This is a genomic window from Rhizobium laguerreae, from assembly GCF_019778565.1.
GTDB classification, from domain to species: Bacteria; Pseudomonadota; Alphaproteobacteria; order Rhizobiales; family Rhizobiaceae; genus Rhizobium; species Rhizobium laguerreae.
This window is the reverse complement of the sequence record NZ_JAAXQT010000014.1, coordinates 66,590-79,275: the sequence shown is the minus strand read 5'-3', so window position 1 is coordinate 79,275 and position 12,686 is coordinate 66,590. Positions and strand designations below refer to the sequence as shown.

12 protein-coding genes are annotated in these 12,686 nt (G+C 61.5%); 7 read left to right on the top strand and 5 right to left on the bottom strand.

The window, feature by feature from the left end:
* Window positions 1-11 precede the first annotated feature (11 nt).
* Window positions 12-227, top strand: a complete 216-nt coding sequence (locus HFO71_RS32340) for a hypothetical protein (protein WP_025397489.1) — start codon at window positions 12-14, stop codon at window positions 225-227.
* A 123-nt stretch (window positions 228-350) separates the two neighbouring features.
* Here the strand turns inward: HFO71_RS32340 and HFO71_RS32335 are convergent, their stop codons facing one another.
* Window positions 351-1,208 carry an SDR family oxidoreductase gene (locus HFO71_RS32335; protein WP_003553847.1) on the bottom strand — a complete coding sequence of 286 codons (858 nt, stop codon included), beginning with the start codon at window positions 1,206-1,208 and terminating at the stop codon, window positions 351-353.
* A 249-nt stretch (window positions 1,209-1,457) separates the two neighbouring features.
* Between HFO71_RS32335 and HFO71_RS32330 the strand changes: the two genes are divergently transcribed.
* Window positions 1,458-2,306 carry an IclR family transcriptional regulator gene (locus tag HFO71_RS32330; protein ID WP_041472614.1) on the top strand — a complete coding sequence of 283 codons (849 nt, stop codon included), beginning with the start codon at window positions 1,458-1,460 and terminating at the stop codon, window positions 2,304-2,306.
* 22 nt (window positions 2,307-2,328) lie between these two features.
* Here HFO71_RS32330 and HFO71_RS32325 read toward each other — a convergent pair whose 3' ends face one another.
* Window positions 2,329-3,546, bottom strand: coding sequence for an amidohydrolase/deacetylase family metallohydrolase (locus HFO71_RS32325; RefSeq protein ID WP_206112735.1), 1,218 nt, complete (start codon window positions 3,544-3,546; stop codon window positions 2,329-2,331).
* Between the two features lie 261 nt (window positions 3,547-3,807).
* Window positions 3,808-4,674 carry a sigma-70 family RNA polymerase sigma factor gene (locus HFO71_RS32320; protein ID WP_168340051.1) on the bottom strand — a complete coding sequence of 289 codons (867 nt, stop codon included), beginning with the start codon at window positions 4,672-4,674 and terminating at the stop codon, window positions 3,808-3,810.
* A 107-nt stretch (window positions 4,675-4,781) separates the two neighbouring features.
* Here HFO71_RS32320 and HFO71_RS32315 point away from each other — a divergent pair, with 107 nt between their 5' ends.
* Complete coding sequence (locus tag HFO71_RS32315) at window positions 4,782-5,240, top strand: carboxymuconolactone decarboxylase family protein (RefSeq protein ID WP_168286876.1); 459 nt, start codon at window positions 4,782-4,784, stop codon at window positions 5,238-5,240.
* A 94-nt stretch (window positions 5,241-5,334) separates the two neighbouring features.
* Here HFO71_RS32315 and rhaI read toward each other — a convergent pair whose 3' ends face one another.
* Window positions 5,335-6,627, bottom strand: a complete 1,293-nt coding sequence (gene rhaI, locus HFO71_RS32310) for an L-rhamnose catabolism isomerase (protein ID WP_025397485.1) — start codon at window positions 6,625-6,627, stop codon at window positions 5,335-5,337.
* Between the two features lie 77 nt (window positions 6,628-6,704).
* Here rhaI and HFO71_RS32305 point away from each other — a divergent pair, with 77 nt between their 5' ends.
* Entirely contained in the window at window positions 6,705-6,863 is a 159-nt protein-coding gene (locus HFO71_RS32305) for a YqaE/Pmp3 family membrane protein (RefSeq protein WP_032991071.1), read from the top strand.
* Between the two features lie 62 nt (window positions 6,864-6,925).
* On the opposite strand, the gene HFO71_RS32300 is transcribed toward HFO71_RS32305, so the two are convergent.
* On the bottom strand, window positions 6,926-9,022 hold the full coding sequence (locus HFO71_RS32300) for a bifunctional rhamnulose-1-phosphate aldolase/short-chain dehydrogenase (protein ID WP_168340050.1): 2,097 nt from the start codon (window positions 9,020-9,022) through the stop codon (window positions 6,926-6,928).
* Window positions 9,023-9,220: 198 nt separating this feature from the next.
* Between HFO71_RS32300 and HFO71_RS32295 the strand changes: the two genes are divergently transcribed.
* The 3 genes from HFO71_RS32295 to HFO71_RS32285 all read left to right on the top strand — a co-directional run bounded on the left by HFO71_RS32295 (window position 9,221) and on the right by HFO71_RS32285 (window position 12,685).
* A complete protein-coding gene (locus tag HFO71_RS32295) occupies window positions 9,221-10,033 on the top strand; it encodes a DeoR/GlpR family DNA-binding transcription regulator (RefSeq protein WP_003547829.1) in 813 nt (270 codons plus the stop codon).
* Between the two features lie 48 nt (window positions 10,034-10,081).
* Window positions 10,082-11,077, top strand: coding sequence for a rhamnose ABC transporter substrate-binding protein (gene rhaS, locus HFO71_RS32290; RefSeq protein ID WP_026265566.1), 996 nt, complete (start codon window positions 10,082-10,084; stop codon window positions 11,075-11,077).
* Window positions 11,078-11,149: 72 nt separating this feature from the next.
* Entirely contained in the window at window positions 11,150-12,685 is a 1,536-nt protein-coding gene (locus HFO71_RS32285; protein ID WP_168312210.1) for a sugar ABC transporter ATP-binding protein, read from the top strand.
* The last annotated feature ends 1 nt before the right edge of the window (window position 12,686 follow it).

The following is a 12,686-nucleotide window of genomic DNA, read 5'->3' as shown; positions in this document are numbered from 1 at the left end:
GGAGGACAACCATGACAAAGACCAGAGATGACCTGACGATATCCGAAGCCCTTCGCGACCCCCTGATTGCCATGGTGTTACGCGCCGACGGCGTGAAGCTTGAAGACTTCAAGCAGCTCCTGGAGACGGCAGCCCGCAAACGTGAGCCACGCTCGACATCGGTCGGCAATATGATCGGAGCACTCGCAAGCCGCGCCAATCTGCCGGCAGTGCCCTGCTTCGGCTGAAGACGCCGCCTAAACAGCTTGGGGATCTCTCCCTCCCCCGTCAAGGGCTGCCGTCACAACCAGACGGCGGCCCTTGCCGCTTTAAAGCATGTCGCGCAAAAGCGTCCAACGGACTTGCGCGCTTTATAGGATCGGCTTGCCGCCGGTGACCGCGATCGTCGTGCCCGAGACATAGCTCGACAAGGGATCGGCCAGCATCACGTAGGCCGTCGCAAGCTCGGCCGGCTGGCCGGGCCGTTTCATCGGCACCTGCTTACCGAAATTGCTGACGCTTTCTTCAGGCAGTGTCGAGGGGATGAGCGGCGTCCAGATTGGCCCGGGCGCCACGGCATTGGCGCGAATGCCTTTCTCGGCCAGAAGCTGGGCAAGGCCGGCGGTGAAATTCTGTATCGCGCCTTTGGTCGTCGCATAGGCAAGCAGCGTCGGGTTCGGATTGTCCGAATTGATCGACGCCGTGTTGATGATGGCGCTGCCGGGCTTCATGTGGGCGACGGCTGCCTTGGTCAGGTAGAACATCGAATGGATATTGACCTTGAAGGTCAGTTCCCACTCTTCATCGCTGATCTCGTCGATGCTTTTGAAACTCGCCTGGTGCGCGGCGTTGTTGACGAGAATGTCGATACCACCAAGCTCCTTGACCGCTGTCTCGACGATCTGTCTGCAGTGGGCGGGATCCTGGATGTCGCCGCTGACGAGGATAGCCTTGCGTCCGGCCTGCTCGACGAGACGTTTCGTCTCATCGGCATCCTCATCCTCGTCGAGATAGGAAAGCAGCAGATCGGCACCCTCCCTGGCATAGGCGATTGCCACAGCCCGGCCAATGCCGCTATCGCCGCCGGTGATGATCGCCCGCTTGCCTTTCAGCCGCTCGGAACCGCGATAACTTTTTTCGCCATGGTCGGGAACCGGGTCCATCTGCGCGGTAAAACCCGGCATCGGCTGTTTCTGAGATGGGAAAGGTGGTGTGGGATAATTTGGCATCGTGACCTCCTGGGTTCAGGGGGTCAAACTCGGGCTAGGGCTTGTTGTTCCAAAATCTCGCGGCGGAATGACTTCTCCAGCAACCGCTCACGCTAAGCACGCTCACGGCCGCCGCCGCATCCTAAATTTCCGGTGATTATTGAAAACAGAGGCTCATCTAGTCGGCCCAATCCGACTAGCAACCCGCGAAATGTTGCCATTTGCCACGGCGACGGCTATGCCATAGTAATGTAACATAATCGCGTTTGCATGAGGTGCGTGGAATTGGACGGAAAGACATCATCCGCAGTTTACTCCGAAGATGAGGGCGTTGCCGGCGAGGCCGGCGGCAAGGGTGCGCGTCGCGCACGCGTCAGCGGCATCGACCGGGCGCTTCAGGTGATCGACCATCTTTACGAGACCGGATCACCCGCCGGCGTCTATGCCATCGCCAAGGCGGTGAAGGCGCCGCTGTCGACCGTTTACGTGATCGTCGACGATCTCGTCGAGAAGAACATGCTGACACGCCAGGCCGACGGCTCGATCTGGCTCGGCGCGCGGCTCTACCATTACGGCCTTGCCTATGCCAGGTCGCTGGACTTCATGAGCATCGCCACCCACGAAATGCACGATCTCTGCCGCCAGGCCGGCGAAACCGTGCAGGTCTGCGGTCGTGACGGCGACTATATGCTGGTGCTCGCCATGGCCGACGGCCCGAGCCATTTTCAGGTGGCGTCCCGCGTCGGCACAAGGGTGCCGCTGAACTGGACGGCCTCCGGCCGCCTGCTCGTCGGCCACCTGGCCGAGGAGGAGCGCATCGAACTCTTCAAGCGCTGCGCCCGATCTTCACCGACCGGCCGCGCCGAGATCGATCCGGGCACGCTGTCGGAAGCCGCTGGCAAGGCCTTCGAATCGCGCCTGTCGATCCAGGCTGGGGAATCGGATTATGCGGTTGCCTGCATCGCCTCGCCGATCTGCGATCGCGACGGCCAGTGCGTCGCCACGATTTCCATCGTGCTGCCGGAACAGAAGGCGTTTTCCGACGAGAACCACTATACGGCGCATGTGCGCAGTTCAGCGGAACGGATCGAAAAGCTGATGGGCTGGCGCAACCGCTGAGCATGCGCCCGGCCCGCAGATCCTACCTGTAGGAATAGCCGTGGCTGTGGCGCACCAGCTTGCGCGCCCGCGGCACATAGCGGCTGGCGGCGAAAGCATCGGCGCCCATTACCGCATAGCGCGGCTCGAATAGCTTATTGAGGACCGAAACGTCGCCGTTGGAATCCGTCGCCTCGAGGTCGGAATCGACCAGATCGAAAATGGTGAATTCCGCTTGCGAGCCGACCGAAAGCCGGTTCTCCATCGACAGCTTGATGACGGATGCCGGCGCATGGGTGACGGCTTCCACCACCTTGTCGAAAGGCATGCCGACGCTGAGCAGTTTCGACATCGTCGTCGCCAGATCCCAGACCGGGAAGTTCATTGAATGGCCGTGCAGATCGGTCGAGATCGAGAACGGCAGAAGCCCGCGCGCGATCGCCGCCTCGGCGACCTTGAAGGAGAAGGAGGCGCCGCCATGGCCGATGTCGAGGCGGATGCCCTCGGAGGCGCAGCGCTCGGCGAGATTGAAGAGGTCCTCGTCCTCCATGATGCTCGACCCGGCCTTGCCGTTGAAGCAATGGGTGACGACGTCGCCGGGGCCGAGAAGCTCCAACACCTCGTCATAGAGCGCCGGCGGCTCGCCAACATGCACCATCATCGGCACTTTCAAGATCTTGGCGATCTTCTTGCCGAGCTTGACGGGAGTGACGCCCCAGGAGCCGGTGATGACATGGCTGGCGCGCACTTTGATGCCGACGATGTGCTCGCTGTTTTCGGCATAGACTTCGAGAATGCGGTCGAGATCGATATCGCGGATATCCCGCAATTCCGCCACCCGGTTGCAGGCGACGAGGCCGATCGAGCCGAGATTGAGGAAGGCCTTGATACGTTCGCGCGAGGGCTCGATGATATATTCCCGAAAGCCATGGAAATTCGCCTCACCGGCTGAGCCGGCATCGACCAGCGTGGTGACGCCGCGCTCGACGCCGCATTCGGACGGGCGGATGGAAATATCGGTGCCGCCGTGCCAGATATGCACGTGCAGGTCGACCCAGCCCGGCGAAATGAAGGCGCCCTTGCCGTCGATGCGCGTTACATCCTCAGAGATCGCAAGCGACGGACCGATCTCGGCGATCCTGCCGCCGGCATTGACGAGAATGTCGATAACACCCTCGCCTGCGCCGGCACCGAAGGCAATCGGTTTGACATTGGTGAGGAGAAGCGGCTTCTTCACGTGGTCGCCGGGCATGATCTGCATTCCTTTTGAGTCTCGGACCGGGATCACTCCTCGATCATCCGTCTGCGGGTCATCATGGTATGGGGAAGTTAGAGAGGGCGCTTCAGGCGCATGGCATCGCCGCAATTCCATAGTTATGCTATATAGGATTTTATAGTAGAATAAGGCCGAGGACGCGACTGTCAAGGAAAATGACGTGTCCGCCGACGCTCTGAAAACGTAAAGGCGCGCTCCTCCCGAAGCGCGCCTGTCTCCAAGAGATCTACAAATTCGCGTTTGATTTCAGTCCTGAAGGATCGAATAGTTGATCTGACGCAGGCGGTCCGGATCCGCGACGGCATCGATCGCGACGATCTTGCCATCGCCGATCGCCAGCGTCACTGCGATGCGAATCTGGCCTCCGATGTGCACGACGAACCCAAGCTCACCGTCGACAACAGCGGGCTCCGCCGCCTGCGCCCGACCCTTGAAGGCTCCAGCCACATCGGTCGAGCCGCGCATTTCGCCAATGCCGTATCGTGCCGCCGTCGCATCCGGGCGGAAGACGACATCGGGGGAAAGCACCGCAAGCAGCGCCTCCAGATCGCCGTTGCGGGAGGCGGCAAGAAAGGTCTCGGCGATCGTCCTCTTACGCGCGAAATCGACATCAGGAGTCTCGTCCAAGCCCTGCACCCGGCGGCGGGCGCGGCTTGCGAGCTGGCGGGTGGCGGCGGACGAACGGCCGATGATCGGCGCGATCTCATCGAAGGGTAGATCGAACATGTCGTGCAACACGAAGGCGACACGTTCGGCGGGCGCCAGCGTCTGCAGCACGACGAGCAGCGCCAGACCGACCGAATCGGCAAAGGCGGCTTCGCGCTCGGGATCGTTCGCCGGATCGGCGATCCCAGCATGAACAGGCGCCTCCAGCGGCTCCTCGCGCCGGGTCTTGCGGGCGCGCAGCATATCGAGACAGATGCGCGCCACCACCGTGGTCAGCCAGCCGCCGAGATTGCCGACCCCTGTCGTATCCGTGCGGCTGAGCCGCAGCCAGGCCTCCTGAACGGCATCCTCCGCCTCGCTGCGCGAGCCGAGCATGCGATAGGCTGCGGCCCTCAGATGCGCTCTGTTCGCCTCGAATTCTTCAGTCAGCCATTTTTTCTCGTCCATGTGTCACATTCCTCCGCTGCGTTCCGTCAAAGCCATGACGCATGAAACCCGGCCGATGTGACAGGGCCGGCGGATCGTCGAACACGAAACGTATAAGGAGACATATCATGCAGGAGAGAATGGGAAATCCCGCCCTCGTCCTTCCCGCAGCCATGCAGGCGCTCAATGCTCTCAGCAAGGTGCCGGCCGAATCCGGCCTTTCACCGAAGCTGCTCGAACTCGTCAATCTGCGCTCCAGCCAGATCAACGGCTGCAGCGTCTGCATCGATGGCCATTGGCGCATTGCCCGTAAACACGGCGAGACCGACGAGCGGCTCTTTGCCGTCGCTGGCTGGCGCGACGCCCCTTATTATAGCGATGCTGAACGCGCCGCGCTTGGGCTCACGGAGGCGCTTACCCGCCTTAGCGACCGCGCCGACCCTGTGCCGGATGATATCTGGGACGAAGCAACGCGGCATTATGACGGCAAGAGCCTTGCGGCACTGGTCATCGCCATCGCCAATATCAATGTCTGGAACCGGCTGAACATCGCCACCCGCCAGATCGCCGGGGCCTGGAAGCCGTAAACGGCGAGGTTGCCGGCAGCGCGTCACCCCTGCGCTGCCGGCAATCATCATTCCTAATCAGCATGGCTTCAGCCCATGTGAAACAATCGAGCGTTCAGATGATGCCGCCGCCGCCGGCAGCGGATGCCGGGCGCTCGGCCGCCACTTGTCTGCGATAACCGCTGGCGCGGTAGACGGCGATCGGGTCGATCGCGCCGCCAGCCCTGCGGCGGGCTTCCGCCAGGATAGGCTCGACATCGGCGCGATAGGCGCGCTTCAGCGTTTCCGACGCCATCAACGCGTCGTTGTCATCCTGGTAACCGGAGAGCGCCTTGCGGTCGACGAGCAGTGCCTGCGCATAGGCGCGGCGGATTTCGTTGGCGCTGTTGATCAGGCTTTCGATCGGGTCGGTGACATTGTGCGACTGGTCGATCATATGGGCCGGGTTGAAATCGTTGACGCCGCGCTGCTCGGCGTCCACCAGTTCGTTGAAGACGAGGAACAGCCGATAGGGATCGATCGCGCCGGCGTCGAGATCGTCATCGCCATATTTCGAATCGTTGAAGTGGAAACCGCCAAGCTTGCCGAACTGGATCAGCCGGGCGACGATCATCTCGATATTGGTGTTTGGCGCATGGTGGCCGAGATCGACGAGGCAATAGGCCTTTGGGCCGAGCGTCTGGGCGATCAGGTAGTTGGTGCCCCAATCCTGCACGATGGTCGAATAGAAGGCCGGCTCGTACATCTTGTGCTCGGAGAAGAGCTTCCAATCGTCGGGCAGCGCCTTGTAAATATCCGCCATCGAGGCAAGGTAACGCTCGAAAGCCTTGGTGAAATGGCTCTGGCCGGGGAAATTCGAGCCGTCGCCGATCCAGACCGTCAGCGCCTTGGAGCCGAGCGCCTTGCCGATCTCGATGCATTCGAGATTGTGCTCGACCGCCTGCGCCCGCGTCGCCGCGTCGGTGTGGCTGAGCGAGCCGTATTTGTAGGAATGGGCCTGGCCAGGCGCATCGGAAAAGGTGTTCGAATTCATCGCATCGAAGCCGAGGCCGAGCGCGTTACCCTTGGCCTTCAATTCGCTAGCATCCGCCTTGTCCCAGGGAATATGCAGCGAGACGTTCGGGGTCGCCTGCGTCAGCTGGTTGATGACGGCGCAATCGTCGAGCTTGTCGAAGATGCCGCGCGGCTCGCCGGTGCCGGGGAAACGGGCAAATCGCGTGCCGCCGGTGCCGACACCCCAGGAGGGAACGGCAACGAAGAATTCCGCAACCTGGCGGGTGACCGCCTCGATATCGACGCCGCGACGGGCAAGCGTCGCGCCCAGTGCCTCGTAATCGGCTTTCAGCGCGGTTGCCCGCTTGTCGTTTTCAGTCGCGACCAGATCTGGCGCAATCCTGGAATCTGTCATCTATTCCTCCCTGGTCGCGAACCATAGGGCACGGTTCGCGTTCAAACGCTTACATGTCTTCAAACGAAGGAGCTACGATGGACGTTCTCCGCATTCTTCTTGCGATCATCCTGCCGCCCCTTGGCGTATTCTTGCAGGTCGGGATCGGCCTGCATTTCTGGCTCAATATATTGCTGACACTCTGCGGCTATCTGCCGGGGATCGTCCACGCAATATGGGTGATCCTCCGGAAATAGCTCTATCCGTTTGCTTTACGCGTTCCGGACGCAAACCGCTGCACACTGTTGCTGGAATTTCTCTAGCGCGTAAAACTCTGCACGTTGCCGGCATCGACGTTGATGATGTTGCCGGTCGATTTTGCCGAAAGGTCCGATGCGAGGAAATAGATCGCCTCGGCGATATCTTCCGGAAACACGTTGAGTTTCAGCATCGAACGCTTGCGGTAATGTTCCTCGAGATCGTCCACCTCGATCTTGGACGAGGCGGCGCGCTGCTCGCGCCATTCGCCGCTCCAGATCTTCGAGCCGCGCAGGACGGCATCCGGATTGACGGTGTTGACGCGGATGCCGGCATCCGCGCCCTCCAGCGCCAGGCAGCGGGCGAGATGGATTTCGGCAGCCTTTGCGGTGCAATAGGCAGATGCATTCGGCGAAGCGGCTAGACCGTTTTTCGAAGCGACGAAGATGACGTTGCCGCCGAGCGCCTGACGGCGGAACAGGCGGAAGGCTTCGCGCGAGACGAGGAAATAACCGGTCGCGAGAATATCGATATTGCGGTTCCACGTCGCAAGCTCGGTCAGTTCGATCGGCGCGGAGGAGGCAATGCCGGCATTGGAGACGAGGATATCGATGCCGCCGAATTCGACGCAGGCTTCCGCGAAGGAGGCGATCACCGCATCTTCCTTGGTGACGTCGAGCCGGACGCTGCGCACGGCGTCAGCGCCGAACTTCTTGACGAAATCGGCTTCGGTGCCTTCGAGCGCTGCCTGGTCGATATCGGCAAGCACCACGCAGGCGCCTTCGCCGACGAGGCGTGCGGCCGTCGCCCGGCCGATGCCGCCGGCGCCGCCGGTGACAAAGGCAACGCGGCCGGCAAGGCTCTTTGGCTTCGGCATGCGCTGCAGCTTGGCCTCTTCAAGCAGCCAATATTCGATATCGAAGGCTTCCTGCTCGGGCAGGCCCTGATATTCGGAGACCGTCGAGGCGCCGCGCATGACGTTGATGGCGTTGACGTAGAATTCGCTGGCAATGCGGGCCGTCGCCTTGTCGCGGGCAAAGGACAGCATGCCGACGCCGGGCACCAGAAAGATGACGGGATTGGCGTCGCGCATGGCGGGCGAATTGCCATGCTTGCAGTCGTTGTAATAGCGGGCGTAATCGGCGCGATAGTCTTCCAGCGCCTTGTCGAGACCGGAAACGATCGCGTCGACATCCGGCTTGGCCGGGTCGAAATCGACGATCAGCGGGCGGATCTTGGTGCGCAGGAAATGGTCGGGGCAGCTGGTGCCGAGCGCGCCGAGCGGGCGCAGATCGCTGGAATTGACGAATTCGAGCACGGCGTCCTGATCGTCGAAATGACCGAGCTTACGCTCCTGCTTCCCGATGCGGCCACGGATCTCCGGCATCAGCCGGGCGGCGATGGCGCGGCGTTCGGCAACGGCCAAGCTCTGCGCGACCGCCCCGCCGAAAACGGTCTTTCCCTCGGTCTTTTCGGCAAACCAGACGATCGCCTTGTTGATGATATCGAGCGTCAGTTCGTAGCAGGCCTTGGCATCGTTCGCCCAGGTGAAGAGGCCGTGGCTCTCGAGCACGACGCCCTTGGCATTTGGGTTTGCGGCAACGAATGCGCCGAGGTCGAGGCCGAGCTGGAAACCCGGACGGCGCCACGGCAGCCAGCCGATCTCGTCGCCGAAGATCTGCTGCGTCAATTCCTTCGAATTCTGCGATGCGGCAATCGCGATGATCGCGTCGGGATGCATGTGGTCGACATGGGTGAAAGGCACGAAACCATGCAGCGGCGTGTCGATCGAGGCGGCGCGGGCATTCAGGTTGAAGGTGCAGTGCGGCAGGAAGCCGACCATGCGGTCCTCGTCCTCGACACCCTTGTAGATGCCCTTCAGCGATTCCAGCTTGTCCTGGTAGAGCGTCGCGAAACCGTCGAGCTTGATCGTGCCGACGTCGCCGCCTGAGCCCTTGACCCAAAGTACCTTGACCTTGCCGCCGTTGAGCGGATCGGTTTCCATCACCTTCGCCGAGGTGTTGCCGCCGCCATAATTGGTGATGCGCTTGTCGGCGCCGAGCAGGTTGGAGCGATAGAGCAGCTTGCCAGGCTCATCGAGGCCTGCCGCGTAAGCATCATCCCACCGGTTTTCCAGAAGCCGGACGTTCGCCGCCATGTCATCCTCCCATATGAAATCATCATCGGAGCGCAAAGTTCGCGCCCCTTTTCGCAGACGGTATCGCTCATCAAAACCGCAGTTGTCAATCGAAAACGATCAAATTCGATTATTGTGCAGCGCAATATGAAAATTTATGATCGTTTTTGATTGACACATTGTCATATGTGCGAAATAAACGATTGAAGGAGGAGCCCCATGCACGAACGCGAACGCCATCGCATCATTCTGAGCGCCGTTCAGGAAAAGTCCGTCGTGACGGTTCAGGATATTTCCGAACTGACCGAGGCTTCCGAGGCGACGATCCGGCGCGACATCGCGGCTCTTCATGTTCAGGGCAAGATCCGCCGTGTGCGCGGCGGCGCCGAGGCCGTGCATCCACCGCAGCTCGGCAATCTCGCCGGGCGCCCCTTCCGCGTTTCGGAATCGGTCAACATCGACAAGAAACGCGCAATCGCCCGCCAGGCGGTCGAGCTTTGCGATCCCGGCGACGCGATCATCATCAATGGCGGCACGACCACCTTCCAGATGGTGCATTTCATGGCGGCGCACCGCCTGCAGGTAATGACCAATTCCTTTGCCATCGCCGAACATCTGGTCAAGCATTCGAAGAACACGGTGACGGTGCCGGGCGGCGCGATCTATCGCGAGCAGAGCTTGATCCTCTCGCCCTTCGACAATGACGCGATCCGCAACTTCTACGCCCGCCGCTTCTTTATCGGCGCGCAGGGCATCGGCCCACTCGGCATCATGGAAGCCGACGCGCTGATTATTCAAAGCGAACAGAAGCTGATGCATCAGGCCGACGAATTGGTCGTCATGGCCGATTCCAGCAAGTTCCATCGCCGGTCGAGCCTCATTCTGTGCCCGCTCGAGCGTGTGTCTACGATCATCACCGATGACGGCATTCCAGAGGAAGCCGTCAGGATGATCGAGAATGCCGGCATCAGGCTCATCGTTGCGAGCCCGGCCGCCCAGGCAATCAAGGAGGATTCCTCGTCGGTCGCATAAGGCGCCGGGGAGGTGTGAAGAGTGTCAATCAAGTGGGAGGATGAAAGCATGAAACTCGCAAAGAAACTCGCAATCGGCGTGGCATTTGCCGTCGCGATGATGGCCGGCACGGCCAGTGCCGCCGACATCAAGATCGGTCTCGTCGTCAAGTCGCTCGGCAACGGCTTCTTCGATGCCGCCAACAAGGGCGCGCAGGAAGCCGCCAAGGAACTCGGCGGCGTCGAGGTCATCTATACCGGTCCGACGACGACGACGGCCGAAGGCCAGATCGAAGTCATCAACTCGCTGATCGCCCAGGGCGTCAGCGCCATCGCTGTTTCGGCCAACGATCCCGACGCGCTCGTTCCGGCGCTGAAGAAGGCTGCACAGCGCGGCATCAAGGTCATCTCCTGGGATTCGGGCGTGGCACCTGAAGGCCGTATCCTGCAGCTCAACCCGTCGTCCAACGAGCTGATCGGCAAGATGTGCCTGACGCTCGTCAAGGACCATCTCGACGGCGGCAAGGGTGACTTCGCCATCCTGTCGGCCACGACCACCTCGACCAACCAGAACATCTGGATCGACCAGATGAAGAAGCAGCTCAAGGATTTCCCGGGCCTCAACCTCGTCACCACTGTCTATGGCGACGATCTCTCCGACAAGTCCTATCGTGAAGCCGAAGGCCTTTTGAAGGCAAACCCGAACATCAAGGTCATCGTCGCTCCGACGACGGTCGGCGTTCTCGCCGCGTCCAAGGTCGTCGAAGACAAGGGTCTGGTCGGGAAGGTCTACGTCACCGGTCTCGGCCTGCCGTCCGAAATGGCCGGCGCGATCAAGTCGGGCGCGACGAAGGAATTCGCCATCTGGAACCCGATCGATCTCGGCTATTCCGCAACGCAGATCGCCTATCGCCTGGTCAAGGGCGAGACCGACGGCAAGCCGGGCAGCGAGATCGAAGCCGGTCGCATGGGCAAGATCAAGGTCGGCGACAATGGTGAAGCCGCCATGGCCGATCCCTTCGTCTACAATGCTTCGAATATCGACCAGTTCTCCAAGGTCTTCTGATCTGGGGCCGACGCATAAAAGCCCGGCGGCCTGATGGCCGCCGGGATTCTCATTCGACACTGGTAGAAGCTGATGAACGCCGCCTTTCAACAAACCGCCACAGACAGCAAAACCGGTGATGCGCCCGCCATTCTGGAAATGCGCGGCATCTCCCAGATCTTTCCGGGCGTGAAAGCGCTCGACAATGTCAGCATCGCGCTGCATCCCGGCACGGTCACCGCGCTGATCGGCGAAAACGGCGCCGGCAAATCGACGCTGGTCAAGATCCTGACCGGCATCTACAGGCCGAACGAAGGCGAGATCCTGGTCGATGGCCAGCCGGTGACTTTTGCCAGCGCCCAGGCCGCAATCGATGCCGGCGTCACCGCCATCCATCAGGAAACCGTGCTGTTCGACGAGCTGACGGTTGCAGAAAACATTTTCCTCGGCCATGCGCCGCGCACGCGTCTGCGCACCATCGACTGGCAGGCGATGAACAGCCGCGCCAAGGCGCTGCTGACCGCGCTCGAAAGCAATATCGATCCGACGATCCGGCTGAAGGACCTCTCGATCGCGCAGCGCCATCTGGTGGCAATTGCGCGCGCTCTGTCGATCGAGGCCCGCATCGTCATCATGGACGAGCCGACGGCAGCCCTATCCCGCAAGGAGATCGACGATCTCTTCCGCATCGTCCGGGGCCTGAAGGAAAAGGGCAAGGCGATCCTCTTCATCAGCCACAAGTTCGACGAAGTGTACGAGATCGCCGACGATTTCGTCGTCTTTCGCGACGGCCGCGCCGTCGGCCAGGGCCGGCTCAAGGAAACGCCGCAGGACGAGATCGTCCGCATGATGGTCGGCCGCGACGTCGAGAATGCCTTTCCGAAGGTCGATGTCGCCATCGGCGGCCCGGTTCTCGAGATCCGCAATTACAGCCATCGCACCGAATTCCGCGACATCTCCTTCACGCTCCGCCAGGGCGAGATTCTCGGCATTTACGGTCTGATCGGCGCCGGGCGTTCGGAACTGTCCCAATCGCTTTTCGGCATCACCAGGCCGCTCTCGGGCACCATGATGCTCGAAGGCCGCGAGATCACCATCCATTCGCCGCAGGATGCGATCCGCGCCGGCATCGTCTACGTGCCGGAAGAGCGCGGCCGCCACGGGCTGGCGCTGCCGATGCCGATCTTCCAGAACATGACGCTGCCTTCGCTTACCCGCACCTCGCGCCGTGGCTTCCTCAGGGCGGCAGAAGAATTCGCGCTCGCCCGCAAATATGCCGAACGGCTGGACCTGCGCGCCGCTGCTCTTTCCGTGCCCGTCGGGACGCTGTCGGGCGGCAACCAGCAGAAGGTCGTCATCGGCAAATGGCTGGCAACGGCGCCGAAGGTCATCATCCTCGATGAACCGACCAAGGGCATCGACATCGGCTCGAAGGCGGCCGTGCACGGCTTCATCAGCGAACTCGCCGCCGAGGGCCTGTCGATCATCATGGTCTCGTCCGAACTGCCCGAAATCATCGGCATGTCGGACCGCGTCCTGGTGATGAAGGAAGGTCTTTCCGCCGGAATTTTCGAACGCGCCGAGCTGTCGCCGGAAGCGCTGGTGCGCGCCGCCACCGGCAATGCATAAG